Here is a 26,299-nt window from a genome sequence, read left to right on the forward strand (position 1 = left end):
GAAGGCGAGCGCTAGCCATGGCAGCAGGCGACACCGTAATCACCATCGTCGGCAACCTTGTCGAAGACCCCGAGCTGCGCTTCACCCCGACGGGGCAAGCGGTGGCTCGATTCCGCATCGCGTCCACTCCGCGGTTCATGGATCGCCAGACCAACGAGTGGAAGGACGGCGAAAGCCTCTTCCTGACCTGCAACGTGTGGCGGCAGGCGGCGGAGAACGCCGCCGAGAGCCTCCAGCGCGGGATGCGGGTCATCGTGCAGGGGCGGCTCAAGCAACGGTCCTACGAGACCAAGGAAGGCGAGAAGCGCACGGTCTACGAGGTCGAGGTCGACGAGGTCGGCCCGTCTCTGCGCAACGCCACCGCCAAGGTCAACCGCACCTCCCGTCAGGGCGGCGGCGGCGGCTTCGGCGGCGGCCCGGCCGACGACCCGTGGGCCTCCGCGACGCCCGCCCCGCCCGCCCAGGGTGGCGGCTTCGGCGGCGGCGGTGGCGGTTTCCAGGGTGGCGGCCAGCAGGGCGGCGCCCAGCAGGGCGGCGGCAACGACTTCAGCGATGAGCCGCCTTTCTAACCAGAAGAATCCGCGAAGCGCATTCTTCTGGTTAAACCAGACAGCAAGGCCCGCAAGGGCCTTTCCAAGCAGTTAAATTCCGCCGAAGGCGGGAACCTGTCCAAACAGTCCGAGTCCATTCCCGCTCGAACGGCGGGGCTCTGAGAGGAGCACCACGATGGCCAAGCCGGCACTGCGCAAGCCCAAGAAGAAGGTTTGCCTGTTCTGCCACGACAAGATCTCCTACGTCGACTACAAGGACACGGCGCTGCTGCGGAAGTTCATCTCCGACCGCGGCAAGATCCGTGCGCGCCGGGTGACGGGCAACTGCACCCAGCACCAGCGCGACGTGGCGACCGCGATCAAGAACGCCCGTGAGGTGGCCCTGCTGCCCTACACGAGCACCGCGCGCTAAGGAGGACTGTCGATATGAAACTCATCCTCACCAACGAGGTCTCCGGCCTCGGCACCCCTGGCGACGTCGTCGAGGTCAAGGACGGCTACGGCCGTAACTACCTCATCCCGCGCGGCTACGCCATGCGCTGGACACGCGGCGCCGAGAAGCAGATCGAGACCATCAGGAAGGCTCGCGACGCTCGCGAGATCCGCGACCTGGGCACCGCCAAGGCGGTCGCCGGCCAGCTCGGCGCGCTGCGCGTGCGGCTGGCCACGCGGGCGGGCGAGTCCGGCCGCCTGTTCGGCTCGATCACCACGGGCGACATCGCCGACGCCGTCAAGAAGGCCGGCGGCCCGATCCTCGACCGCCGCCGCATCGAGATCGTCAACCCGATCAAGAGCGTCGGCTCCCACAAGGTCACCGTCAAGCTCCATCCCGACGTATCCGCTTCTGTGGATGTCGAGGTTGTCGCGGGCTGATCTTTTTCGAGAAAGGGCCTCTCTCCGTACGGGGAGGGGCCTTTTTTCTGTACGCGGTGCCAAGGCACCCACCCGCCGCACATGGCTGATGGCCCTCCAGGAAACGGCCGCTGACCCTTCACCGGCTGAGCGCCGTTACGCGAGCCCACGTTGACCGATCGCCGTGGTGACCCCGGCACCGGCCGACTGCCGTGGTGAGGTGCACCCGCGGACGTTATTCCCTATTCGGGCAGCGTAGAATGCCCTCGTTCTTTCGCGCTTTCCCCCTGGAGGCTTGGCCATGGCCCGTCCCTCGATGCTGCTCGCGATCGGCGCGCTCGCGGCGGCGGCCGTCGCCTGCGCACCCGTCGACGACACGGCGACCACGGCCGGCACGGCCAGTCCTACGACGTCCACCGCGTGTGCCAAGGAGCAGCTTCAGCTTGTCAACGCGGGCAAGCTGAGCATCGGCACCGACAAGCCGGCCTTCGAGCCGTGGTTCAAGGACGACGATCCGAGCAACGGCCAGGGGTTCGAGAGTGCGGTGGCGTTCGCGGTGGCGGGGGAGCTCGGCTTCGACCGTACCGAGGTGCAGTGGAGCACGGTCAAGTTCGACTCGGCGTTCGCGCCGGGGGACAAGCAGTTCGACTTCGACATCAACCAGGTGTCCATTACGCCCGACCGGGCCAAGGCGGTCGACTTCAGCAAGGGCTACTACACGGTCAAGCAGGCCATCGTGGCGGTCGAGAACGGTAAGTTCGCCGGGGCGAAGAGCCTGGCCGAGTTGAAGGACGCGAAGATCGGCGTACAGGTGGGGACAACCTCGCTCGACGCGGTCAAGAACATCATTCAGCCCGCCGACGACCCCAACGTCTACAACGAGCAGATCGACGCCGTGAACGCGCTGAAGAACAAGCAGGTGGACGCGCTGGTCGTGGACCTGCCGACGGCCTTCTACGTGACGGCGGCGCAGGTCGAGAACTCCAAGATCGTGGGACAGTTCAGCTCGACGGGCGGCACTCCCGAGGAGTTCGGGCTGGTCATGGAGAAGGGCAGCCCGCTCAAGACCTGCGTGGACAAGGCCGTGGACACGCTGACGTCGAAGGGCGAGCTGGCCAAGATCGAGCAGCAGTGGCTCGGGTCCGCGGCGGGCGCGCCCGAGTTGCGATGAGCGAGTGGGTCAAGTCCGAGCGGCAGGTCCGGCGGGAGCGGGTACGCAGGTCGCACGCCCGTCGCTCGGCCTCGATCGCGACGGTGTCGACGGTCGTCTTCATCGTCCTGGTCGCCTGGGTGGTCACGAGCTCGCCGGGCTGGCCGCGGGTGCGGGAGACGTTCTTCAACGCCGATCAGTTCGCCAAGGCGTGGCCCGACGTGCTGAGCGGGTTCCTGCTCAACATCAGGATCTTCCTGATCGCCGAGCCGCTGATCCTGGTCGTCGGGCTGCTGGTGGCGCTGGCCAGGGGGATCAGGACGCCCGCGTTCTTCCCGATCCGCGCGCTGGCCACGCTCTACACCGACGTTTTCCGCGGCGTGCCGACGATCCTGGTGATCTACCTGATCGGGTTCGGGCTGCCCGCGCTCAGGTTGCAGGGCATCCCGTCCGACCTGGCGACGCTGGGCATCATCGCGCTGACGCTGTCGTACGGCGCGTACGTGGCCGAGGTGTTCCGCTCCGGCATCGAGTCCATCCACCCCAGCCAGGTGGCCGCGGCCCGTTCGCTGGGGCTGAGCCACGGCAAGACCATGCGGTTCGTGGTGTTGCCGCAGGCCACCCGCAGGGTCGTGCCGCCGCTGCTGAACGACTTCGTGTCGCTGCAGAAGGACACCTCGCTGGTCGCCACCATCGGGCCGCTGGAGGCGCTCAGGCAGGCGCAGATCCACGCGGCCAGCACGTTCAACTACACGTCCTACCTCGTGGCGGCACTGCTGTTCATCATGCTCACCATCCCCATGGCCAGGTTCACCGACCACCTGGCAGCCCGGACCCGCAGGAGGCGCGGGGCATGAGCGAGCGCAGCGAGCGAACAATCAGACACAGCCCTGTCGGGCTCATGCGCCCTACGAAGGAGGGCGCATGAGCGAGCGCAGCGAGCGAACAATCAGACACAGCCCTGTCAGGCTCATGCGCCCTACGAAGGAGGGCGCATGAGCCTTCTGACGATCGATGGGGTGTGGAAGAACTTTCACGGTCACCACGTGCTGCGCGGCATCGACCTGGAGGTGCGCCCGCACGAGGTGGTGAGCCTGATCGGCGCCTCGGGCTCGGGCAAGTCCACGCTGCTGCGCTGCGTGAACCTGCTGGAGACGGTGGACGACGGCGCGATCTTCCTCGATGGCGAGGAGATCACCGATCCGCGGGTGAACGTCGACGACGTGCGCAAGCGGCTGGGCATCGTGTTCCAGGCGTTCAACCTGTTCCCGCACATGACCGTGCTGGACAACATCACGCTGGCGCCCCGTCAGGTGCACGGGGTGGGCAAGGTGGCGGCGGAGGAGCAGGCGTACGGGCTGCTGGTCAGGTTCGGGCTGGGGGACAAGGCGCGGGCGTACCCCGACCAGCTCTCCGGCGGGCAGCAGCAGCGGGTGGCCATCATCAGGGCGCTGGCCACGCAGCCCAGGCTGATGTTGCTCGACGAGGTCACCTCGGCGCTGGACCCAGAGTTGGTGGTGGAGGTGCTGGGGATCATCAGGGAGCTCAAGGAGTCGGGGATGACGATGATCCTCACGACCCACGAGATGGGCTTTTGCCGCGATATTTCGGATACGGTGTGCTTTCTCGATGGCGGCGTGCTCCTCGAGAAGGGTCCGGCCGAGAAGATCTTCACCGACCCGGAGAACGCCAGGACCAGGGAATTCCTGCGTAGCGTGCTGGAGTCGGGCCGCTTCTGACGCGGCGGCCGGTTCTAGCGGCGGTGCCGTCCTCGTACCGGCTCTACCGGGGTGCGGGGCCGGGCCAGGAGGCTGTGGCGGCGGCCGTACACGAGATAGACCAGCAGGCCGAAGGCCATCCACAGGGCGAACCACGCCCAGGTCAGCACCCGCAGATTGACCATGAGCCAGAGCGTGGCCACCAGCGAGAGCGCCGGCACCAGCGGCGACAGCGGCACCCGGAACCCCCGCTCCAGGTCGGGCATGCGCCGCCGCATCACGATCACCCCGGCCGCCACGAACATGAACGCGAACAGCGTCCCGATCACCACGAGCTCCTGCATCGTGAGCACCGGTACGAACTCGGCCAGCACGATCGCGACGAGCCCGATCACCAGCGTCACCCGGGTGGGCGTGTGGTAGCGGCGGCTGACCGACGCCAGGCCGCGCGGGATGAGCCCGTCGCGGGCCATCGAGAACAGCACCCGCGTCTGCCCCACGATCAGCACCAGGATGACGGTCGTCAGCCCGAGCACCGCGCCCGCGTCGATGACGTGCACCATCCAGTCCACCCCGATCACCCGGAACGCGCTGGACAGCGGCATCTCCACCGAGATCTTCGTGTACGAGACCATGCCCACCATGACCAGCGCCACCGCGAGGTAGACGACCGTGGCGAGCACCAGGCTGCGGATCATGCCCTTGGGCACGGCCCTGGGCGCGTTGACGGTCTCCTCGGCGGAGGTGGCCACGATGTCGAACCCGATGTACGCAAACGCGATCGCCGAGGCCGCCGCGAAGATTCCGAACCAGCCGAACGCCTGGCTCTCCCCGACGAACACCTCCAGCACGGTCGCCGGCGAGGTCGGCAACGCCTTGGGCGGGACGTAGAACTCGCCGAAGTTCGCCACGTCGATGTGGGGCGCGCCCACGACGATGACCGCGCCGATGGCCAGCAGCTTGGCCGCCACCATGATCCACAGAGCCCGTAACCCGACCCGCGCGCCCAGCGCCACGATGCCGGTGAGCAGCACCAGGATCACGAACACGAGCACGTCCGCGGCCAGCTCCTCGCGCGGCAGGCGGACGCCGAAGTTGGAGAGCGCCCGGACCGTGATCGCGCCCCACGCCCTGGCCACCACCGCGGCGGCGAACTGCAGCTCCAGGATCAGCGCCCAGCCGATGACCCAGGCCCAGACCTCGCCGAAGATGACGTACGTGAAGGTGTACGCGCTGCCGGAGGCCGGCATCGTGGAAGACAGCTCGGCGTAGCACAGGCAGGCGAGCAGGCAGGCGATCCCCGCGATCATGAACGAGAGGATCACGCCAGGACCGGCCGTGGTGGCGGCTTGCTGCCCGGCGATGGAGAAGATGCCCGCGCCGATCATCACGCCGAGCCCGAGCACCACGAGGTCGGCCGGACGGTAGAGCTCGGCCAGGCTGTGCCGGGCGCCGGTGCGTAGGCCGGTCGCCTCGGAAGGCGGCAGTCGTCGCAGAATGGTGGACAAGGAACACCCCACCTCAGGGAACCCGCCCACAATGTCTCACCACTTGGACAACGACAAGCACGATAAGGTCACGCCCCGGTTACCAGCCAGGCAGTGCCGGCGGCCCGGCGTACCAGGGTGATCAGGCGGGCGACCATCCACACCCCGAGCGCCCCCCAGAGCGCGACGACGCCGAAGCCGGAGGCGAGCAGGGCGGCAGGCAGGTACGCCACCGTCGTCCACACCCCCGCCCAGGCCAGATAGCGCTGGTCGCCCGCGCCGATCAGCACGCCATCGAGCACGAACACCACCCCGCACACCGGCTGGAACAACGCCACCGGCCACAACACGGCCAGCAGCAACTCGGCGACCACCGGATCCGCGTCGAAGAGCCCGGGCAGCACCGGCCGGGCGGCCACGACCAGGGCACCGAGCACGACCCCCGACCAGACCCCCCACTGCACCATCCGCCTGGTGGCGGCCCTGGTGGCGGCGGCGTCCCCCGCACCGAGCGAGCGACCGGTAATGGCCTGCCCGGCGATGGCGATGGCGTCCAGGGCGAACGCGAGCAACGTCCACACCTGCGTGGCGATCGCGTACGCGGCCAGCTCGGCCTCGCCCATCCTGGTCGCGAACACGGTGGCCGCCACCAACACGACCCGCAGGCACACGGTACGGATGAGCAGCGCGAACCCGGCCGTACCCGCCTGCCTGAGCCCGGCCAGCCCAGGCGTGAGCGGCGTCCCCAGCCGTAACGCGCCGCGCGCCACCACAACCAGATAGACGGCGGCCCCGAGCGTCTGCGCCAGCACGGTCCCCCAGGCCGAGCCCGCGATGCCCCACCCCAGCCCCAGCACGAACCAGGCGTTGAGCGCCGCGTTCAACGCGAACGAGCCCACCGCCACGACCAGCGGCGTGACCGTGTCCTGTAACCCGCGCAGCACCCCCGTGCCGGCCAGCACGACCAGCATCCCGGGCGCGCCGAGCAGGCTGATCCGCAGGTACGTCACGGCCTGCGCGGTCTGTCCCGCACCCGCCCCGAACAGCTCCACGATGACCGGCGCGAGCGGCCAGCACACGACGATCAGCGCCACGCCGATGCCCAGCGCCAGCCAGATCCCGTCAACCCCGCCGCGCATGGCACGCGCGTGATTGCCCGCACCCGACTGGCGCGCCACGGAGGCCGTCGTGCCGTAGGCGAGAAAGACGCACAGGTTCACCAGTGTGGCCAGAACCGCGCCCGCCACGCCCAGAGCGCCCACCGCCGTGGTGCCCAGCCCGTGCCCCACAATGGCGTAGTCGGCGAGCAGGAAGAGCGGCTCGGCCACCAAAGCCCCGAAAGCGGGCACAGCCAGCCGCAGGATCTCCCGGTCTCTGGATGTAATGGGCATTTGTCCATTATGACCATTACCCGGCGTGTCGGTACAACTTTCTTTCCTCCACAGCCGGTGGATACTGTTCGCCCAGCTCGGCAGGGGTTCGGTGGATACCCGCGAGAGTTATCCCCAGGCCCGTCCACAGGCCTTTCACACCCTGGGCGCGACTGTACACAGCTTGACCACAACGTTGTCCACAGGCCGCGTTGCCGACTGCCCGCGACTCCGCGAAACTGTCAGACCGGTCGACTACAAGTGGGGGTGGTGCGACCGCCTGCAAGGTGTTCGAGGGGGCGCGGTGAGCATTGACGAAGAGGCCGGCGGAGGCCCTGGTTTCGAGCGCACACCGCCCAACAACATCGAAGCGGAGCAGTCGGTGCTCGGCGGCATGCTGCTGTCGAAGGACGCCATCGCCGACGTCGTGGAGATCCTGCGTTCCGACGACTTCTACCGTCCGGCCCACCAGATGGTCTACGACGTCGTCACCGACCTCTACGGTCGGGGCGAGCCGGCGGATGCGGTCACCGTCTTCGACGAGCTGCAAAAGCGCGGCGAGATGGCCAGGGTGGGCGGCGCCGCCTACCTCCACACCCTCACGGCGGTCGTCCCCACGGCCGCCAACGCGGGCTACTACGCCAAGATCGTCCGAGAGCAGGCCATCCTCCGCCGCCTCATCGAGGCCGGCACCCGCATCGTCTCCTTCGGCTACGGCGGCCAGAACGAAGAGGTCGACGAGCTCGTGGACCGCGCCCAGGCGGAGATCTACCAGGTCACCGAGCGCCGCACCTCGGAGGACTACGCGCCGCTGGCCGACATCATGCCCGGCGCCCTCGACGAGCTGGAGGCCATCGGCAGCCGCGGCGGCCAGATGGTCGGCGTCCCCACCGGCTTCCAGGACCTCGACCAGCTCACCAACGGCCTCCACCCAGGCCAGATGATCGTCGTGGCCGCGCGGCCTGCGATCGGGAAAGCGCTTGCGCTCGACACCCCGCTGCCCACCCCCGTCGGCTGGACCACCATGGGCGACGTCAAGGTGGGCGATTTCCTGATCGACGCCGACGGCAAGCCCACGCGCGTCGTAGCGGCCACCGACGTCATGCGCGGGCGCCCGTGCTACGAGGTGGAATTCAGCGACGGCACAGTGATCGTGGCCGATGCTCAGCACCAGTGGCTCACCGACACGCGCGCATCCCGCCGGGACCAGCGGGCGGTTGCCCGCGTACGCACAACGGAAGAGATCGCCGCCACACTGCGATGCAACACCGCAGACAAGCGACTCAACCACACCGTTATCAACGCCAAGCCGCTGGACCTGCCCCACCGTGACCTGCCCATCCCTCCGTACGCGCTGGGCGTCTGGCTCGGCGACGGCCATTCCGGTGGCGCGCGGTTCACCACGGGGGATCCAGAGATCGCCGAACATGTGGCGGCCGAAGGTCTTCGGGTGGAGCACCGGGGCGGGTTGCTGTACGCGATGCTGCTACCCGAGCCGGAGCCGATCGCCGAACGGTCGTGCATCGTGTGTGGCACGCCGTTCACGCCTCAGACGTCGCAGGTGCGCACCTGCGGCAGGGTGTGCGGTTGCAGGTCCAGGAAATCCCCTCACGGCCCTTCACAACCACCTACGTGTCCCGACTGTGGTGGACCGTCCAGCGGGATGCGCCAGTGCCAGGAGTGCCGCAATGACCACGGCACCGTGCCCGCCCTACTGCGAAAGCTGGGCGTGCTGGGCAACAAGCACATCCCAACCGAATACCTGCGCGCATCCGAAGGTCAGCGTCGAGCCCTGTTGGCCGGGTTGCTGGACACCGACGGCTACGCCAACACCGGCGGGACCGTCCAGTTTGCCGTCACCAACCGGCGCCTGGCAGAGGGCGCCTGGGAGCTGATTCTGAGCTTGGGATACAAGGCGTCCTGGACGTCTAAGCGGGTGCCGGGACACACCGAGGCCAGCTCAACCTGTTACACGATCACGTTCACGCCTTCCGACAAGGTCTTCCGGCTAACCCGGAAGAACGCTCGGGTGAACACCAGTGCCCACCCCAAGGCGACCTACCGCAACATCACCGATGTGCGCCCGGTGCCATCGGTTCCGGTGCGGTGCGTGGAGGTGGACAACGCCGAGCACATGTACTTGGCGGGCCGGACATGGATCCCCACCCACAACTCAACGCTAGGTCTGGACTTCGCTCGTTCTGCGGCGATCAAGCATGGCATGACCACGGTCATCTTCTCGCTGGAGATGTCCCGCAACGAGATCACCATGCGTCTGCTGTCCGCCGAGGCTCGCGTGGCGCTGCACGCCATGCGCTCGGGCATGATGGGCGACGACGACTGGACCCGCCTGGCCCGCCGGATGAGCGAGGTCGCGGAGGCGCCGCTGTTCATCGACGACTCGCCCAACATGTCCATGATGGAGATCAGGGCCAAGTGCCGGCGGCTCAAGCAGCGCAACGACCTGAGGTTCGTGATCATCGACTACCTCCAGCTGATGAGCTCGCCGAAGAAGACCGAGAGCCGCCAGAACGAGGTCTCGGAGATCTCCCGTGCGATCAAGCTGCTGGCCAAGGAGCTCGAGGTCCCCGTCATCGCGATCTCCCAGCTCAACCGCGGCCCCGAGCAACGCACCGACAAGCGCCCCATGGTCAGCGACCTGCGCGAGTCCGGCTGCCTGACGGCCGCCACCCGCATCCTGCGGGCCGACACTGGGGCGGAGGTGTCCCTGGGAGAGCTGCTGGAGTCGGGGGCTCGCGACATTCCCGTCTGGTCGCTCGACGACCGGCTGAAGTTGGTCCCCCGCACGATGACCCACGTCTTCCTGAGCGGTGTGAAGGAGGTCTATCGAGTCCGGTTGCGCTCAGGACGGGAGGTCGAGGCGACGGCCAACCATCCTTTCCTCACCTACGACGGCTGGCGAGATCTCGGTGATCTAGGTGCGGGCGCCCGAGTGGCCGTTCCCAGACACCTGCCAGGCCCATTGCAGGCCACGCCATGGGATGAGGATGAGATTGTTTTGCTGGCCCACCTGATTGGCGATGGCTCATTCGTGTCGCGCCAGCCGATTCGTTACGCCAGCGTAGACGAGTCGAATCTCAAGGTAGTCGCTGAAGCTGCTGCTCGACGGTTCGGCATCACCGCAGTCCGTGATGAACACCCGGATGCCCGGTGTTGCTCGATGAGACTTCCCGCCCCATTCAAGCTGACTCATGGCAAGCGTAATCCGATTGCTGCCTGGCTGGATGGCCTGGGATTGTTCGGGCTGCGCAGCCATGAGAAGTTTTTGCCGCAGGGGATTTTCGCACTCCCAAAGCCGCAACTAGCGCTCTTCCTCCGGCACCTGTGGGCAACAGACGGACCCGTGACAACTAGCGCGCTCAGCCAAGTCCGGATCTACTACGGGACAACAAGCGAGCGTCTAGCACGAGATTTGCAGTTGCTGCTGCTGCGCTTCGATGTGAAGACACGCCTTCGTCCAGTCGGAAACTCCTACGGGCGACCCCAGTGGACGCTTGATGTGGGGGGAGCTGAAGATCAGCGTCGTTTCCTGATGGAGATCGGCGTTCATGGGGAACGGGAAAGGGAAGTAGTCAAGGCGATGACTCGCCTCAGTGAGATAACGCCCGCAGGACGTTTTGATACCGTTCCGCCAGAAGTCTGGGGGCGCGTGCGCGAAGTCATGACTGAGCAGTCGAAGAGCCTTGGCCAGGTCCAAGAGATGGTCGGCAGTCGCAGCCGGGGCGATCTGAACGTGTCGATTAGCCCCCCCAGAGGTCGCCTGCGAAAGATGGCAGACGTTCTCGGCGACGTCGAACTTGAGATGCTTGCCACGAACGATGTTTTCTGGGATGAGATCACATCGATCGAGAGTCTTGGGGAGCTCCCTGTTTATGACGCCACAGTAATGGGAACTCACAACTTTCTTGGAAATGGAATCCATCTAAAGAATTCGATCGAGCAGGACGCCGACATGGTCATCCTGCTGCACCGTGAGGACGCCTACGAGCGCGAGTCCCCCCGGGCGGGCGAGGCCGACCTGATAGTGGCCAAGCACCGTAACGGCCCCACCGCCACCGTGACGGTCGCGTTCCAGGGGCACTACAGCCGGTTCGTCGACATGGCCCAGCACTAGGCCAAGCGGGCGGCCTGGGATTCGAGATAGAGGCGCTCAGGGATGCTGTACGTCCTGCGCGCCGCCAGCAGGAAGCACGACCGGGCCGAGGCGTGTTCGCCGGCCCGCTCCAGCAGGTGCGCGCGCACCGCGGTCACCCGGTAATGGCCGGCCACCCGCCTGTCGCCCTCCAGCGTCTCCAGCAGGTCGAGCCCGGCCCTGGGGCCGTGGACCATGGCGGTGGCGACGGCCCGGTTGAGCGTCACCATCGGGTTGGGCGCGATCCGGTCGAGGATCTTGTACAGGATGAGGATCTGCGGCCAGTCCGTGGCCTCGGTGCCGGGCGCCTCGGCGTGGACGGCCGCGATCGCCGCCTGCAACTGGTACGCCCCCAGCGGCGACCGGGCCATCGTACGCGTGATGAGTTCGGTGCCCTCCCGGATCGCCTCCTGGTCCCACCGGCCGCGATCCTGGTCGGCGAGGGGGATCATGGCGCCGTCCCGGGTGGTGCGGGCCGGGCGGCGAGCGTCGGTGAGCAACATCAGGGCCAGCAGCCCGGCGACCTCGCCGTCTTCTGGCAGCAGGCGATGGACCTGCCGGGTCAGCCGGAGCGCCTCGGCGGCCAGGTCGGTACGCTGCAGGTCGGGTCCGGAGGTCGCGGTGTAGCCCTCGTTGAAGATCAGATACAGCACGTGCAGCACCACCTGGAGCCGCTCGGCGCGCTGCGGTCCGTCAGGCGGCTCGAACGTCGCCCCGCTGCTCTTGATGGCCTGCTTGGCCCGGCTGATGCGCTGGGCCATGGTGGACTCGGGCACCAGGAAGACATGCGCGATCTGCGCCGTCGTCAGGCCGCCGACCGCGCGCAGGGTGAGCGCGAGCTGCGAGGCTGGGGAGACGGCGGGGTGGCAACACAGGAACAGCAGCGTCAGCGTGTCGTCCCGGTCCCGCTCGTTGTCGTCCTCGCCGGGTGACTGGACCACGAGCTCGTGGGTGGGCACCCGGGCCGCGGCCGTCTCCTCCCGGCGGCGGCGCGCTCCCTCGCTGCGCCACAGGTCGGTGAGGCGGCGGCCGGCGACGGTGACCAGCCAGGCCGCGGGGTCGTCCGGCGTGCCACGTTCCGGCCACTGTACGGCGGCGGCCAGCAACGCTTCCTGCACCGCGTCCTCGCACTGGTCGAACTGACCGTGCCGGCGGACGAGCAGGCCGAGGACCTGCGGCGCGAGCGTGCGCAGCAGGTCCTCGACGGCCGGGTCCGGGCTCACAGGTCCTCGGCGATCGGGTTCACGTTCACAGGTCCTCGACGGGCGGATTCACGCTCGCGCCTTCGACGGGTCCTCGGCGGGCGGGCTCGCGCTCACATGTCCTGCCCGGCCGAGAACATGACCGGCCGCACCTCCACGCCCAGCCCGTCGACCCTGGTGTCGGGGATCAGCTTGGCCAGCTCGATCGCCCGCTCCCTGCTCTCGCAGTCCACCAGGTAGTAGCCCCCCATGTACTCCTTGGCCTCCGCGAAGGGCCCGTCCGTCACCGCGGGGACGCCGCCCCGGCCCCGTACGCTCGCGCTGTTCGACGGGTCGGCGAGAGCGTGCGTGCTGATCATCTCTCCCGACTCCTGGATCGTCTTGATGAACGCGCCGTGGCCGTTCATCACCTCGTTGCGCTCCTCGTCCGACAGGGCGTTCCAGATCTCCGGGTTGATCTGCATGATCAGCAGGAATTTCACCGTTTCGCTCCTCATGTCACGTGACGCCCGGCGGGCGTCCCTCATGGAGGAGTCGGAGCAGGTGAGCCGTTCTCGACATCCCGATGTCGAGACCGCCGGATCGGCTCCGACCCCCTTGTGACGGCGCTCGGACGAGCGCCGTACTCAACACGAGAGGTCCCTTTCATGCAACACCACATGCCGCCGGCCGCACGAACCCGGGCCGGTCGGCGCGAATGGCTGGGGCTGGTGGTGCTCACGCTGCCCACGCTGCTCGCCGCCGTGGACATCAACGTGCTCTTCCTGGCGTTGCCGCAGCTGAGCGCGGATCTGGGCACCAGCGGCGTCGAGCAGCTGTGGATCATCGACATCTACGGGTTCATGGTGGCCGGCCTGGTGATCACCATGGGCACCCTCGGCGACCGGATCGGCCGCCGCCGGTTGCTGCTGACGGGTGCGGCGGCGTTCGGGATCGCCTCCGTGCTGGCGGCCTACGCGGTCAGCCCCGCCATGCTGATCGCCTGCCGCGCGCTGCTGGGCATCGCCGGCGCCACGCTGATGCCCTCCACGCTCGCCCTGATCACGAACATGTTCAGAGACGACAGGCAACGCGGTACGGCCATCGCCGTCTGGGCCACGTGCCAGTTCGCCGGGGCCGCTCTGGGACCGGTCGTGGGCGGGCTGCTCCTGGAGCACTTCTGGTGGGGCTCGGTGTTCCTGCTGGCCGTACCGGTGATCGCGGCCCTGCTCGTCGCCGGGCCCCTGTTGTTGCCAGAACACCGCGACCCCGGGGCCGGGCGTCTCGACCTGACCAGCGTGGCGTTGTCCATGCTGGCCATCCTGCCGATCGTTTGGGGGATCAAGACCGTGGCCGCCTCGGGCAGCGGCGTGACTGCCACGCCGATCGTGGTGCTCGCGACGGGCGGCGCGTTCGCGGTCGCGTTCGTCCGCCGCCAGTTGCGGCTGGAGGACCCGCTGCTGAACCTGCGCCTGTTCGCCCAGCGGCCGTTCGCCCTGGTCCTGACCGCGCTCGTGCTCGCCGGCGTGGCCATGGCGGGCGTCGGCCTGCTGGTCACCCAGTACCTGCAGACGGTGCTCGGATACTCGCCGACGCAGGCCGCGCTGTGGTTCGCGCCCATGGGCCTCGCCGTCGCGCTGGGGACCACGCTGACGCCGGCCATCACGCGCTGGGTCACCCCGAGGGTGGCCATCACGGGCGGTTTGGTGGTGTCCGCGCTCGGTGCGGGGTTGCTGACCCAGACCGGCGACCTGCCCGTGGTGGTGGCGGGGATCACCGTGCTCGCGCTGGGCACGGGACCGCTGTTCGCGCTCGGCACGGGGATCGTCGTCGGTTCCGTACGGCCGGAGCGGGCCGGGTCGGCCGCGTCGTTGTTGGAGTCGGGCAACTATTTCGGCGGGACGCTGGGCCTGGCCATCCTCGGCACGGTCAGCGCGGCCGTCTACCGCCTCCGGATGGCCGGCACGATCCCGCCCGGCGTTCCCGATGACGTGGCCCGCGCGGCCCAGGAGACCGTGGCGGGTGCGGTGTCGCACGGCCCCGGCCTCGCGCACGCCGCGCACGCCGCCTTCACGGACGCGCTCAGCACGGTCGGCCTGATCGCCGCCGCCCTGTTCGTCGTCGCGGCCTTCCTCATGAGACGACTCGCTCCTCCTTCATGAGACGGCTCGCCCGAGGAGGGTGTGACCAAGCAGACAGCGGCTCCAGGAATGGCGTCTGATCACTCCAGTGCTCTAGCGAATGACTGAAGTGAAGGGAAGCACGCCATGACCATCCTTGTCGCCTACGACGGCTCCGCCGACTCGCGGGCCGCGATCGAGTTCGCCGCCAAGCACCTTTCCGCCGAGCCCACTGTCGTCGTCACGGTGTGGGAGCCGCTGCTCGTGCAGCTCAAGAAGTATCCGCTGGCCGCGGCCGCGATCGCCCCGGACACCGGGGACGAGGCGCAGGCCCAGGCCGAGCACCACGCGAAGGAGGGCGCCGAGCTGGCGATCGCGGCCGGGCTCGCCGACGTCACCTACCGGGCGGTGGCCGACAACGAGTCGATCTGGAAGACGATCGTGGACGTGGCGGACGAACTCGACGCCTCGCTGATCGTGACGGGCTCGCGTGGCCTGGCCGGGGTGAGGTCGGTGCTGCTGGGCAGCGTCTCGAACCACGTGCTGCACCACGCGCACCGGCCCACCCTCATCGTCCCGCCCGCCAAGACACCGTCGAAGGTCTAGCAGGCGGGGGCGCAGCGCGTCTCTGCCTGAGGCGGGCACAGCCGGGTGTCGATGCGCCGCGCTCCCGGCCCCTCGTCGCCCAGCCGGTCGTGCGGGTTGGCCACCGGGCACCGGTCCAGCGACAGGCAGCCGCACCCGATGCAGTCGGTGAGGTCGTCGCGCAGCCGCTGGAGCTGCTCGATGCGGTCGTCCAGCTCGCCGCGCCAGGCGGCCGACAAGCGGGCCCAGTCGTCGCGGTTGGGTGTGCGCTCGTCCGGCAGCTCCGCTAGGGCGTCCTTGATGGTCTTGAGGGGGATGCCGATCCGCTGGGCGAGCCGGATGAACGCGACCCTGCGCAGGCTGTCCCGGTTGTAGCGGCGCTGGTTGCCGGTCGTGCGCCGGCTCATGATGAGGCCCTTGGCCTCGTAGAAGTGCAGGGCGGAGACGGCGACGCCGCTGCGTTCCGCGAGCTGGCCGACCGTCAGCTCTTTGGTGTTCCAGGCGACCTTGGTCATACCTAGAGATTACTTGAGGGTTCGCTCGAAGAACGTCTCCAGGACCACGACGGTCTGGGTCCCTTTCACGCCGTCCACCTCGAACACCCGGCGCAGTACGTCCTGCAACTCGTGCGTCCCCGTCGTACGTACCTTGACCAGCACCGACGCGGGACCCGCGATGACATGCGCCTCCTCGATCTCCGGGATCGCCGCCAGCCGGTCCGCGCTGTCGCCCATCCACGTGTTGCCGTCGACCAGCACGTACGCCGTCACGGTCCGCCCGAGCGCCGCCTGGTCCACCTCGATCGTCGTACGCCTGATGACTCCCCGCTCGCGCAGTTTGCGCACCCGCTCGTGCGCGGCCCCGCTGGACAGCCCCACCGCCCTGCCCAGCTCCGCGTACGACCGCGTCGCGTCCTCCTGAAGCAGGCCGATCAGCATCCTGTCGATATCATCCACAGCAGAATGGTATCTCGCGATATATCATGCGGACCGAACAGCGTATGGTGGACGCTATGACGGACACGATCCCCATTGAGTTCGAAGTGCTCGACGAGCGGTGCGCCACGATCAACGGAGACCACCGGATCGAGCGGCTCCACAACGGCGCCCGCTGGGCCGAGGGCCCTGTCTACTTTCCCGCGGGCCGGTTCCTGGTCTGGAGCGACATCCCCAACGAGCGCATGTTGCGCTGGGACGAGATGACCGGCGCGGTGGGCCCGTTCCGCCAGCCGTCGGGCTATGCCAACGGCAACACCCTCGACCGCGAGGGCCGGTTGATCACCTGCGAGCAGGGCGACCGCCGCGTCACCCGCACCGAGCACGACGGCTCGATCACGGTGATCGCCGACCGCTGGGAGGGCAAGCGGCTCAACAGCCCCAACGACGCGGTCGTCCACTCCGACGGCTCCATCTGGTTCACCGACCCGCCCTACGGCATCCTCAGTAACTACGAGGGCGTCGCCGCCGAGCAGGAGATCGACGGTTGCCACGTCTACCGCGTCGACCCGGTGACGGGCGAGGTCCGCATCGTGGCTGACGACTTCGCCAGGCCCAACGGCCTGGCCTTCTCGCTCGACGAGAAGAAGCTCTACATCGCGGACACGCGGGCCAGGCATCTGCGCGTGTTCGACGTACAGGACGGCGGCACCCTCGCGGGCGGCAAGGTCTTCGCCGAGGGCACGGAGCGCGACAACTTCGACGGCCTGCGACTCGACGACACCGGCCGGGTCTGGGCCGCGGCGGGCAGGGCGGTGCTCTGCCACGACCCCGACGGCACGCTGATCGGCCGGCTCAAGCTGCCGGAGTCCGTGTCCAACCTGGTGTTCGGCGGGCTCAAGCGCAACCGGCTGTTCATCACGGCCTCGTCCTCGCTCTACTCCATGATGACCAACGTCACCGGCGCGCGCCCGGTCTGGGCCGGGCGCTAGCCTCACTCCCAACGGAACAACCGCACGGCCAGCCCGCCGAAGATCACCAGCCCGGCGGCCACCACCGCGAGGTGCATGACCTGCGGCGCCTGCCCCGCCCAGGTGTCCCTGAGCGCCTGGGCGAACGGCCCCGCGACGGAGAAGTCGCTGACCGTGCGCAGCGCGTCCGGCATGACGTCGCGCGGCACCCACATCCCGCCCAGGAACATCAGCGGGAACATCACCGCGGACCCGATCCCGGGCGCGACCTTGGCGTTGGGCGCCAGAGCGGCGATCACCAGCCCCATGGCCTGCAGCGCGGCGGTGCCGAGCAGGAATACCAGGATGAACCCCGCCCACTGCCGCGGCGGCGTCGAGCCGAACACCAGGGCGCCCACCCCGATCAGCAGAATCGCGGACAACACCCCCACGGCCAGGTTGATCAGCAGCTGCACGCCCAGCAGCCGCGCGGGATGCACGGGCGTGGTGGACATCCGCCTGAGCACCCCCTGCTCGCGGTACGCGGTGAGCACCGCGGGCACCACGCTGCAGGCGAGCGTCAGCAGCGCGAGGAGGAGCATCATGCTCGGCCACTGCGCGTCCACGAACCTCTCTCCGGACGCCTGGCGCTCGGTGAACGCCGGGATGCTGAGGCCGAGCACGACCAGAAGGGCGACCGGCAAGCCGATGGTGAACAGCAGGAACGGCCATTCACGCAGGTGCAGCTTGGTCTCCACGATGAGCAGCTTCATGAGAGCTTCCTTCCGGTCAGTGCGAGGAACGCGTCGTCGAGCGTGGCCTGCACGATCCGCAGATCTCCGGGCACGATCTGGTGCTGGGCCAGGGCGAGCGTGACCGCGGGAGCGAGGTTGCCCGAGCCGCTCACCACGACCTGGTTGCCGCTTCTGCGGACCTCGTGCACCTCGGGCAGCGCCAGCAGGATGCCGTCCTCGACCGGCGCCGACGGCCGGAACCACACCCGCTGCTCTCCGCCCACCTGCGCGATGAGCCCCTGGGGCGTGTCGGTGGCGGCAACCCTGCCCGCGTCGATGAGCGCGAGCCGGTCGCAGAGCCGCTCGGCCTCCTCCATGAAGTGGGTGACGAGCACGATCGTCACGCCCGAGTCGCGCACCTGCTCGACCAGCTCCCAGGTGTCCCTGCGGGCCTGCGGGTCGAGCCCGGTCGTCAGCTCGTCCAGCACCGCCACGCGCGGCCGACCCACGAGCGCGAGCGCCACGGACAGCCGCTGGCGCTGCCCGCCCGAGAGCTTCTTGAACGCGGTGTCGCGCTTGGCGGTGAGCCCGACCCGTTCGAGCAGCTCGGACCAGTCGGCGGGGTCGGGGTAGAAGGAGGCGTAGAGGTCCAGGGCCTCCCACACCTTGATCTTCTCCGGCAGCGCCGCGCTCTGCAGCTGCATGCCCAGCACCTGCCGCAGCTCGCCCCTGTTGAGCTGCGGGTCCAGGCCGGCCACCCGTACGGTGCCGCCGTCCGGCACCCGAAGCCCCGCCACGCATTCCACGGTGGTGGTCTTGCCGGCGCCGTTCGGCCCGAGGATGCCGAAGATCTCACCCTCCGCCACCTCGAACGACACGTCGTCGACCGCCAGGTGCTTCGGATACTGCTTCCGCAGATTCCTGACTTCGATGATTTTCATGACATCGACGCTAGGAACGCCCGATGGATCGCGGAATCTCGGTAACTGCCCGGCAAGGGTGTACCTAGATGCAGTGACTGCGCCGCCGTGACTGTCGCAGACTGGGAGCATGCTTCGAAGGTTCGGTCAGGTCGCCGTGCTGCTCGCGCTCCTCGTCGTCGAAGTGCCCGCGATCTTCCTGACCGCGACCATGTTGCTCCTGTCGTTCGCCCTGGGCATGGTCTTCCTGTTTCCGCCGCAGGTGCGGCTGATCAGGCGGCTGGCCAAGCTCAACAGGCGGCTGATGCGGCAGTGGACGGGAATCGAGGTCGAGCCTCCGTACCTGCCCAAGCCTCCGCCTCCGGTGCCGCAGGCGGACGGCATGTACCGCTCCGACCGCACCCTTTACAAGACCCCGCGGGTGCCGGCGTGGAACAACCGGTGGAAGTGGCTGCTCACCGACCCGGCGACCTGGCGCGACGGGCTCTGGCTGCTGCTGGACCCGGCGGTGAAGGTGGCACTGGTGCCGGTGTTCGTCGTGCTGCCCGAGCGTGGCCTGCGCGTTTACGCGCTCTGGAGCGAGCTGCTGCTCGGCGCGACCTCCGCCAGCCGCCTGGCCGGGCAGGTGACCCACCTCAAGCGAACGCGTAACCTGGCCGCCGACTCCCAGGCGGCCGAGATGCGCAGGATCGAGCGTGACCTGCACGACGGCACGCAGGCCAGGCTGGTGGCGATCGGCATGACGCTCGGCGCGGTCGAGGAACTGGTCGACAACGATCCTGCGGCGGCCAAGGCGCTGCTGTCCAAGGTCAGGGACGCCTCCTCGGAGACGCTGACGGAGCTGCGCAGGGTCATCCGGGGCATCCACCCTCCGGTGCTCGCGGAACGCGGGCTGGGCGACGCCATCCGCGCGCTGGCCATGGACAGCCCGATGAACGTCACCGTGGACGTCGACCTCCCGCACCGGCCGGAGGCGCCGGTGGAGGCGGCGGCCTACTTCGCGATCAGCGAGTTGCTCTCCAACGCCGCGCGGCACGGCGACGCCCGCACGGCGACGGTGGACATTAGCTCCAACGGCTCCAGCCTGCGCATCACGGTCACCGACGACGGCCTGGGCGGCGCCGACCCGGCCAAGGGCAGCGGCCTGTCCGGCATCGAGCGGCGGCTGGCCGCCTTCGACGGGGTGCTCGCACTGAACAGTCCGCCGGGCGGCCCCACCACCGTGACTATGGGCCTGCCCCGGGTGCTGCCGGAGCGCTGGGGAGGTTACCTGCCGCCCGCTCTGCCGCGCTGGAAGGCGGTCGCGCTCATCTCCCTCTGGTGTACGGCCTGGTGCCCGACGTTCCCGCAGGGCCTCGTGCCGGCCATCTTCAAGATCTTCGGGATCGAGGAGAAGGCATGGTTCCTCGCCCTGTATCTTCCCGAGGTCTGGCAGTGGCCGGCGATCTGCGGCATGCTCGCGCTCGGTATCACCATGCACGTCGCGGCCATGCGCATCCCCGCCACCCACAGCCCGGAGCGCTGGATGCCGGCGGCGACGCCGGGCAAGCCGTGGTGCTCATGAACCGGGTGCTCATCGCCGAAGACCTCTACCTGCTCAGAGACGGCCTGGTCCACCTGCTGCAGGCGCACGGCTTCACCGTCGTCGCCGCGGTCGAGTCCGGCCCCGAGCTGCTCAAAGGGCTGGTGGAGCTGCGTCCCGACGTCTCGATCGTGGACGTACGGCTGCCGCCCACATTTACCGACGAGGGCCTGCAGGCCGCGCTCGCGGCCAGGGAGCAGGTGCCGGGCCTGCCGATCCTGGTGTTGTCCCAGCACGTCGAGCAGCTCTACGCCCGCGAGCTGCTGGCCGACGGCTCGGGCGCGATCGGCTACCTGCTCAAGGACCGGGTCTTCAACGCCGAGCAGTTCATCGACGCCGTACGCCGGGTCGCCGCGGGCGGCACCGCCATGGACCCGGAGGTGATCGCCAAGCTGCTGGTCAGCAACGCCAGGAAAGAGCCGCTGGCCATGCTCACGCCGCGGGAGCGCGAGGTGCTCGAGGCCATGACGGAAGGACGTTCCAACGCCGGGATCTCCCAGCGGCTCTACCTCAGCGAGAGCGCCGTGGCCAAGCACACGGCCTCCATCTTCGCCAAGCTCGGCCTCGCCCCTTCGGACGACGACAACCGCCGCGTTCTGGCCGTGCTCGCCTACCTCAACAGCCGCTGATTGTCGGTCGTACCGGCTATTTTCATAGAGGCACGGCGCGACGAAGGGGTGGTAACAGGTGAAAATCCGGGTTAACCGCGATGTACTGGCAGATGCGGTGGCGTGGGCTGCCCGAGTGCTGCCCAGCCGTCCTGTGGTGCCCGTCCTGTCCGGGCTGCTGCTGGAGGCAGGCGACGAGCTGAGCCTGTCCGCGTTCGACTACGACGTCTCCGCGCGGGCCACGATCGACGCCGACGTGGCCGAGGAGGGCCGGGTGCTGATCCCCGGCCGGCTGCTGGCCGAGATCAGCCGGAGCCTGCCCGCCGAGGACGTGGAGATCGTCACAGAGGGCCCGGAGGCGGTGCTGACCTGCGGGAGCGCCGAGTTCGGGCTGATCACGATGCCGGTCGAGGACTTCCCGACCCTGCCTGCGATGCCGCCGAGCATCGGCGCCATCGGCGGCGGCGTGTTCGCCTCCGCCGTCGGCCAGGTCGCGCCCGCGGCCAGCCGCGACGACACGCTGCCCATGCTCACCGGCATCAGGGTCGACATCGAGGGCGAGTCCGTGGCGATGGCGGCGACCGACCGCTACCGCATCGCCGCCCGCGACTTCACCTGGCGCCCGGCCGGCCCCGACCTGGCCGTCTCCGCCATGGTCCCGGCGCGGGTGCTGGTGGAGGTGGCCAAGTCGCTGCGCGGCGGCGAGGTGTCGATCGCGATGGGCGACGGGGTGGCGGGGTTCGAGAGCGTGGGGCGCAGCACGACCGTGCGGCTGCTCGACGAGCAGTTCATCGACTACCGCGCCAGGCTGTCCGCCGACTGGTCGATCAGGGCCGACGTGGCGGTGGCGCCGTTCGTCAACGCGATCAAGCGGGTGGCCCTGGTGGCCGAGCGCAACACCGCGATCCGGCTGTCGTTCAGCCAGGGGCAGGTGCTGATCCAGGCGGGTGGCGGCGACATCGGGCGCGGCGCCGAGGTGGTCGAGTGCGAGCTGCGCGGCGACGACATCCAGATCGCCTTCCAGTCGCAGTTCCTGCTCGACGGGCTGACGGGCATCGAGAGCGAGCTGGCCAGGATCAACATGGAGTCGCCCACCAGGCCCGCCCTCATCCAGGACGTGCCCGGCGACGCCCAGCCCGCCTTCCGCTACCTGGTCATGTCACTCCGCCAGAGCTGAGCCCGTCTGACGTTCGGCGACCAGCTTGAAGACCCTCTTGAAGTCCTGGTACGCCTGCTCGCCCACGGCCCGTGCGTGGGCCTCGCTCCTGCGCACGTCAAACCCCTCGGGTGGGTCAGGACTCCGTGAGGGCGATGAGGATGTGCTCCATGCAGGCGTGCCCAGCCCGCTCCGCCGCCGCCGCGTCTCCGGCCGCGATGGCCCGGGCGATCGCGTCGTGCGGGATGTAGCTCTTGTTCAGCGACGTCCCGGCCGCGGTGATGCTGGCCCGCAACGCCGCGGAGAAGTCCTCGTACAGGTCGATGAGCACCAGATTGTGGGTGGCGTGCGCGACCGCCATGTGGAAGGCCAGGTCGGACTCGACGAAGAAGTCGGGGTCGTCCAGCTCCCAGGCGCGGTCCCGCTCGGCCAGCGCCGCCTCGATCCGCTTGATGTCCTCGTCAGTGCGCCGGGTGGCCGCCAGGCGCGCGGACTCGACCTCGAGTGCACGGCGTACTTCGAAGATCTCGAGCTGCTCGGCCTGCCGCAGCCGCCTGAGCATCGCGCCGGACAGTTCGCTGGTCGCGCGGACGTAAGTGCCGTCCCCCTGACGGCACTCGAGTAGCCCGGCGTGCGTGAGCGCGCGTACGGCCTCACGAACGGTGTTGCGACCCACCCCGAGTTGCTCGGCGAGCACGGTCTCGGTCGGGATCTTGCCGTTCATCTGCCACGATCCTGAGGTGATCTGCTCCTTGAGCTGGTCGATCACCTGGTCGACGAGCGAAGCCCGCTGCGCCGTACGCAGACTCACAGTCCGCCTCCTCCGGGGAAACCAATCATCCTATGAGTCAATGACTGGTCGACCCTAATTATTCCAGACTCAAAACGCCAAATCTGGAGCTCCCGGAGGTTCAGTGCGAAACCGTGGTGTCAACCGTCACCCCCGCCATGGCGGAGCGGACTCCGGCGGCTTCGAGGGCCTTACGGTAGGCCCCCGTCTGCTGTGCCCTGGATCCGATCCGTCCGTAGAGGTCGCCCAGCTCACGCCAGCAACGGGCGGCCTGCCGGTCGGACCCGAACACCGGCCGGTCGAGCGTGTTGAGCAACTCGTGAGCGGTCGGCAGGTGCGCGGCGGCGTCGTCGCCCCGGTCGAGCGCGACGGTGGCCAGCACGAGGTGGGCCTCGGCGGGCGTCGTGCCGGAACGGTCGGGCGACAACCGCAGCGCCGAGTCGGCCAGCTCGCCGGCGTGCGCCAGGTCGCCGGCCCGCAGCCGCACCCGCGCGTGCACGATCAGGCTCTCGCCGTGCTCGCGCGCGGTGGCGGGGAAGGCGGCGAACGCCTGGGAGGCGGCCCCGATGAGCCGCTCGGCCTCGTCGATCGGTGCGGTGGCCAGCCTGGACCAGTGCATGGCGGCCCTGGCGAGCTGCAGCGCGAGCCGCACCTGGCGGCCCGCCATGATCGCGTCGTCGGCCAGGCGCACGGCCAGCGCCGAGTCCTCGCCCGCCGCCGCGGCGGCGCTCGCGTGCCACAGTGCCTGGATTTCTCCGGAACGGTCCACAACAGCAGGAACGCCGGTCGTGTCCAGCACGCGCTTGACGTATCCGAGCTCGGGGGAGTCGTTTTCCCGCTCGCTGCGTGCCTCGACCAGCGCGGCGGCCAGGTCGATGGCGACCTCGCCCTGCGTGATGGACAGCCGCTCGGCCTGCTCCAAGGCGTAGGTGGCCAGGTCGCGGGCGCGCAGCCGGTCGCCGGCCCGCTGGTAGCAGCGGCTCAGCGCGATGGTGAGCGGAAGGTCGGCCAGCCGCTCGGGGTGCGCCGCGGCCTCCCTGCGCAGGCGCTCGAACGCCTCCACCGCCTGGCCGAGGCGACCCTGGGCCTCGAGGGCGCGCGCCCTGCCGAACCGGGCGTGCGCGGTCAGCATGGCGTTTTCCTCGTCGGCCGCCTTCACGATCTCCGTGAACCGGTCGGCGGCGATGGACGGGTCGCCGTGCTGCAGTTCGAGCTCGGCATGGCGCAACCCGAGCTCGGTGTCGATGCGCTGCCGAGGCTCGATCCCGTGAAGGAGGAACTCGGTGGTGCAACCGAGGCGCTCGGCCAGGAGCCGCGCCACGACGGGAGTCGGCGTGCGCTTGCCCGACTCAATGAGCGAGACATAACTGTCAGACAGGTCGGGTCCAGCCAACTGGGCCTGGGACATCCGCCTGTTCAGCCGCAATCCTCGGACGCGGTCACCGATGGTTCCCTGACTCGGCATCTCATCTCTCAAGGCGGGGAAGGGTCAACAACACGCAATGATTGCATGAAGTAGCCGAATCTGGTATCCCCACGTGAAGAATTCCCCACGTAAAGATTAATCGTCGCTCTCGTCCTTGCTGGGGAAAAGCATCTGGCAGACCTCGAGGTAGAGGGTCTCCGGATACGGAATGTACTCAACCGTTGACAGTGCTTGGTCCTGTCCGGCGGACTCCAGGATGAACTCACCGTAACCGAGCATGCGCCCAAGCAGAGATCTTTGGAAGCTCATGTCGGTGACCTTCCCCAAGGGCATCATCGCGACTTTGCGGGTGATGAGCCCGGTGGTCAGCAACATGCGCTTGGAAGTCACCACAAAGTAATCGACCGACCACTCCGCGACTTTCCATACGAAACGGATCAGCAGCAGGAGCCACAACCACCAGACGACGACGAGCGCCGTGCCGCCCGTCTGGCCGCCGCCGAAGAACTTGCTGAGCAACCCGGCCACGATCAGCCCGCCGAACACCTCGGCGATGGGACGCAGCAAGATGGCGGGGTGCCGCCGGACCATGATGACCTGTTGTTCGTGGGGGAGGAGGTAGCGGTTGACCGACGACGGAGCGGAGTCCCCGTGGGTCACAAGTCTCATGCGAGGCTGTTCACAAATTGGGCCAGCGAGTCGGCCGCGTTGAACACTGTGTCGAACGCCCCTCTGACCGCGTCCGCGGCGTCAGCCGGTCGCGCGAACAGGTAGTACGCCACAAATGCGATACCACCCCATGTGAGGACTTTTTTGACCTGCACTGTCGCCTCCGTGCCACTAACCCACTCCACCCGCCGTATACATTACCCACCCGGATGCCGGGGTAAAGGTAACTTGGCGGGTTAGTTCTGATCTTGCTTAGCCACGTTCGCTGGCCACCAGAGCCAGGACGTGAAGGTGCTTGCGCGCGATGCGCTCGACAAGGCTCGGATGGGCATAGCCGGTGACCTCCAGCGCGCCGTAGTGCGCCGCCTCGACGCACCGCGTTACCGTGGTCGAGGAGTGGACGCCGGCGAACTCATCGCGCAACACCGACTCCACCTCCGCGTACGGAGTCGGATCCGCCTCAATGTGATCGTTCACGACGACACCTCGGCACTGGGCATGTCGCTCATCGTGCTCCCCCATGCGCATGCGGAAGTTGCCTTCCCGTCTCTTCGTACCCACCCAACCACAGTATGTAACGAAGTGACGACTCCGCGTAACGAAAAGCGGGACTTTTCAGACGACGCCGTAGAGACGGTCTCCCGCGTCACCGAGGCCGGGCACGATGTAGCCGTTCTCGTTGAGCCGCTCGTCGAGCGCGGCGGTCACCACGCGGATGGGCTTGCCCGAGTTCGCGAACACCTTGTCCATGTAGGCCAGCCCCTCGGGGGCGGCCAGCAGGCAGATGGCCGTGACGTCCACGGCCCCCCGGTCGAACAGGTACCGCACGGCGGCCGCCAGCGTGCCGCCGGTGGCCAGCATCGGGTCGACCACGAAGCACTGCCGCCCCGACAGGTCGTCGGGCAGCCGCGTGGCGTACGTCTCCGCCTGCAGCGTGGACTCGTTACGAATCATGCCGAGGAACCCGACCTCGGCCGTGGGCAGCAGCCTGGTCATGCCGTCGAGCATGCCGAGCCCCGCGCGCAGGATGGGCACGACCAGCGGATGCGGCTTGGCCAGCCGTACACCGTGGGCGGGGGAGACGGGCGTCTCGACGGTGACGTCGATGACGCGCACGTCGCGGGTGGCCTCGTACGCCAGCAGCGTCACCAGCTCGTCCGCGAGCCTGCGGAAGGTGGGCGAGTCGGTGCGGACATCGCGCAACGTGGTGAGCTTGTGAGCCACGAGGGGATGGTCGACGACGAGGGTCTCCATAGGGGACAACGCTATCTTGTGGGGAAAGCAGGCGCGGACCCGCTACCCTGGCGGCTCACGTCATGGGTTTTGATCACAATTTGGTCGGAGAGGCACACGACCGGTGCC

26 protein-coding genes are annotated in these 26,299 nt (G+C 68.5%); 13 read left to right on the forward strand and 13 right to left on the reverse strand.

The annotated features are described in order from the left end of the window. Nucleotides 1-17 precede the first annotated feature (17 nt). The 6 genes from ACFLIM_RS39765 (at nt 18) to ACFLIM_RS39790 (ending at nt 4,292) form a co-directional block, all read left to right on the forward strand. Nucleotides 18-569, forward strand: a complete 552-nt coding sequence (locus tag ACFLIM_RS39765) for a single-stranded DNA-binding protein (RefSeq protein WP_393174024.1) — start codon at nt 18-20, stop codon at nt 567-569. A 157-nt stretch (nt 570-726) separates the two neighbouring features. After that, complete coding sequence (gene rpsR / locus ACFLIM_RS39770) at nt 727-963, forward strand: 30S ribosomal protein S18 (RefSeq protein ID WP_020543048.1); 237 nt, start codon at nt 727-729, stop codon at nt 961-963. Between the two features lie 14 nt (nt 964-977). Then, nucleotides 978-1,424, forward strand: coding sequence for a 50S ribosomal protein L9 (gene rplI, locus ACFLIM_RS39775; RefSeq protein ID WP_393174026.1), 447 nt, complete (start codon nt 978-980; stop codon nt 1,422-1,424). Nucleotides 1,425-1,704: 280 nt separating this feature from the next. After that, entirely contained in the window at nt 1,705-2,574 is an 870-nt protein-coding gene (locus ACFLIM_RS39780) for an ABC transporter substrate-binding protein (protein ID WP_393174028.1), read from the forward strand. Continuing rightward, nucleotides 2,571-3,410, forward strand: a complete 840-nt coding sequence (locus ACFLIM_RS39785) for an amino acid ABC transporter permease (protein WP_393174030.1) — start codon at nt 2,571-2,573, stop codon at nt 3,408-3,410. Before ACFLIM_RS39780 ends, ACFLIM_RS39785 begins: the two co-directional genes overlap by 4 nt. A 138-nt stretch (nt 3,411-3,548) precedes the next feature. Further along, nucleotides 3,549-4,292 carry an amino acid ABC transporter ATP-binding protein gene (locus ACFLIM_RS39790; protein ID WP_393174032.1) on the forward strand — a complete coding sequence of 248 codons (744 nt, stop codon included), beginning with the start codon at nt 3,549-3,551 and terminating at the stop codon, nt 4,290-4,292. Nucleotides 4,293-4,306: 14 nt separating this feature from the next. On the opposite strand, the gene ACFLIM_RS39795 is transcribed toward ACFLIM_RS39790, so the two are convergent. Beyond that, entirely contained in the window at nt 4,307-5,779 is a 1,473-nt protein-coding gene (locus tag ACFLIM_RS39795) for an APC family permease (protein ID WP_393174034.1), read from the reverse strand. A 68-nt stretch (nt 5,780-5,847) separates the two neighbouring features. Next, a complete protein-coding gene (locus ACFLIM_RS39800) occupies nt 5,848-7,149 on the reverse strand; it encodes an MATE family efflux transporter (RefSeq protein ID WP_393174036.1) in 1,302 nt (433 codons plus the stop codon). A gap of 283 nt (nt 7,150-7,432) precedes the next feature. Between ACFLIM_RS39800 and ACFLIM_RS39805 the strand changes: the two genes are divergently transcribed. Next, nucleotides 7,433-11,263, forward strand: a complete 3,831-nt coding sequence (locus ACFLIM_RS39805; RefSeq protein ID WP_393174038.1) for a replicative DNA helicase — start codon at nt 7,433-7,435, stop codon at nt 11,261-11,263. Here the strand turns inward: ACFLIM_RS39805 and ACFLIM_RS39810 are convergent. Continuing rightward, nucleotides 11,260-12,504 carry an RNA polymerase sigma factor gene (locus tag ACFLIM_RS39810; RefSeq protein ID WP_393174040.1) on the reverse strand — a complete coding sequence of 415 codons (1,245 nt, stop codon included), beginning with the start codon at nt 12,502-12,504 and terminating at the stop codon, nt 11,260-11,262. The genes ACFLIM_RS39805 and ACFLIM_RS39810 overlap by 4 nt on opposite strands. Nucleotides 12,505-12,596: 92 nt before the next feature. Beyond that, on the reverse strand, nt 12,597-12,965 hold the full coding sequence (locus tag ACFLIM_RS39815) for a YciI family protein (RefSeq protein ID WP_393174042.1): 369 nt from the start codon (nt 12,963-12,965) through the stop codon (nt 12,597-12,599). A 165-nt stretch (nt 12,966-13,130) separates the two neighbouring features. Between ACFLIM_RS39815 and ACFLIM_RS39820 the strand changes: the two genes are divergently transcribed. Together ACFLIM_RS39820 and ACFLIM_RS39825 are read left to right on the forward strand one after the other, a co-directional pair. Continuing rightward, nucleotides 13,131-14,624: an MFS transporter gene (locus tag ACFLIM_RS39820; RefSeq protein WP_393174044.1), complete on the forward strand. Its 1,494-nt coding sequence runs from the start codon at nt 13,131-13,133 to the stop codon at nt 14,622-14,624. A 105-nt stretch (nt 14,625-14,729) separates the two neighbouring features. Continuing rightward, entirely contained in the window at nt 14,730-15,188 is a 459-nt protein-coding gene (locus ACFLIM_RS39825) for a universal stress protein (RefSeq protein ID WP_393174046.1), read from the forward strand. Here ACFLIM_RS39825 and soxR read toward each other — a convergent pair. Together soxR and ACFLIM_RS39835 are read right to left on the reverse strand one after the other, a co-directional pair. Beyond that, entirely contained in the window at nt 15,185-15,682 is a 498-nt protein-coding gene (gene soxR, locus ACFLIM_RS39830) for a redox-sensitive transcriptional activator SoxR (protein WP_393174048.1), read from the reverse strand. The genes ACFLIM_RS39825 and soxR overlap by 4 nt on opposite strands. 9 nt (nt 15,683-15,691) lie before the next feature. Then, the gene (locus ACFLIM_RS39835) at nt 15,692-16,123 is read right to left on the reverse strand and encodes an Lrp/AsnC family transcriptional regulator (RefSeq protein ID WP_393174050.1); all 432 of its coding nucleotides are present in this window, start codon (nt 16,121-16,123) and stop codon (nt 15,692-15,694) included. Nucleotides 16,124-16,179: 56 nt separating this feature from the next. Between ACFLIM_RS39835 and ACFLIM_RS39840 the strand changes: the two genes are divergently transcribed. Further along, nucleotides 16,180-17,094, forward strand: a complete 915-nt coding sequence (locus tag ACFLIM_RS39840; RefSeq protein ID WP_393174052.1) for an SMP-30/gluconolactonase/LRE family protein — start codon at nt 16,180-16,182, stop codon at nt 17,092-17,094. 2 nt (nt 17,095-17,096) lie between these two features. Here ACFLIM_RS39840 and ACFLIM_RS39845 read toward each other — a convergent pair whose 3' ends face one another. Together ACFLIM_RS39845 and ACFLIM_RS39850 are read right to left on the reverse strand one after the other, a co-directional pair. Next, nucleotides 17,097-17,825 (reverse strand): ABC transporter permease, encoded by a 729-nt coding sequence (locus ACFLIM_RS39845; protein ID WP_393174054.1) that lies wholly within the window; start codon nt 17,823-17,825, stop codon nt 17,097-17,099. Beyond that, nucleotides 17,822-18,727: an ABC transporter ATP-binding protein gene (locus ACFLIM_RS39850; RefSeq protein ID WP_393174056.1), complete on the reverse strand. Its 906-nt coding sequence runs from the start codon at nt 18,725-18,727 to the stop codon at nt 17,822-17,824. The genes ACFLIM_RS39845 and ACFLIM_RS39850 overlap by 4 nt, the downstream gene beginning before the upstream one ends. Nucleotides 18,728-18,836: 109 nt before the next feature. On the opposite strand from ACFLIM_RS39850, the gene ACFLIM_RS39855 reads away from it, so the two are divergent. The 3 genes from ACFLIM_RS39855 to dnaN are packed head-to-tail and all read left to right on the forward strand — an operon-like array spanning nt 18,837 to nt 22,073. Continuing rightward, nucleotides 18,837-20,270, forward strand: coding sequence for a sensor histidine kinase (locus ACFLIM_RS39855; RefSeq protein ID WP_393174058.1), 1,434 nt, complete (start codon nt 18,837-18,839; stop codon nt 20,268-20,270). Next, the gene (locus tag ACFLIM_RS39860) at nt 20,267-20,917 is read left to right on the forward strand and encodes a response regulator (RefSeq protein WP_393174060.1); all 651 of its coding nucleotides are present in this window, start codon (nt 20,267-20,269) and stop codon (nt 20,915-20,917) included. Before ACFLIM_RS39855 ends, ACFLIM_RS39860 begins: the two co-directional genes overlap by 4 nt. Before the next feature lie 58 nt (nt 20,918-20,975). Beyond that, the gene (gene dnaN / locus ACFLIM_RS39865; protein ID WP_393174062.1) at nt 20,976-22,073 is read left to right on the forward strand and encodes a DNA polymerase III subunit beta; all 1,098 of its coding nucleotides are present in this window, start codon (nt 20,976-20,978) and stop codon (nt 22,071-22,073) included. A 115-nt stretch (nt 22,074-22,188) separates the two neighbouring features. On the opposite strand, the gene ACFLIM_RS39870 is transcribed toward dnaN, so the two are convergent. The 5 genes from ACFLIM_RS39870 to upp form a co-directional block, all read right to left on the reverse strand. Continuing rightward, nucleotides 22,189-22,863, reverse strand: coding sequence for a FadR/GntR family transcriptional regulator (locus ACFLIM_RS39870; RefSeq protein WP_393174064.1), 675 nt, complete (start codon nt 22,861-22,863; stop codon nt 22,189-22,191). Nucleotides 22,864-22,963: 100 nt separating this feature from the next. Continuing rightward, a complete protein-coding gene (locus ACFLIM_RS39875; protein WP_393174066.1) occupies nt 22,964-24,307 on the reverse strand; it encodes a helix-turn-helix domain-containing protein in 1,344 nt (447 codons plus the stop codon). A 96-nt stretch (nt 24,308-24,403) separates the two neighbouring features. Further along, nucleotides 24,404-24,937, reverse strand: coding sequence for a PH domain-containing protein (locus ACFLIM_RS39880; protein ID WP_393174068.1), 534 nt, complete (start codon nt 24,935-24,937; stop codon nt 24,404-24,406). 252 nt (nt 24,938-25,189) lie between these two features. Continuing rightward, nucleotides 25,190-25,414 carry a hypothetical protein gene (locus ACFLIM_RS39885; protein ID WP_393174070.1) on the reverse strand — a complete coding sequence of 75 codons (225 nt, stop codon included), beginning with the start codon at nt 25,412-25,414 and terminating at the stop codon, nt 25,190-25,192. Between the two features lie 138 nt (nt 25,415-25,552). Further along, nucleotides 25,553-26,191, reverse strand: coding sequence for a uracil phosphoribosyltransferase (upp, locus tag ACFLIM_RS39890; RefSeq protein WP_393174072.1), 639 nt, complete (start codon nt 26,189-26,191; stop codon nt 25,553-25,555). Nucleotides 26,192-26,299 lie beyond the last annotated feature (108 nt).

This window comes from Nonomuraea marmarensis (assembly GCF_043197025.1).
GTDB lineage: Bacteria > Actinomycetota > Actinomycetes > Streptosporangiales > Streptosporangiaceae > Nonomuraea > Nonomuraea marmarensis.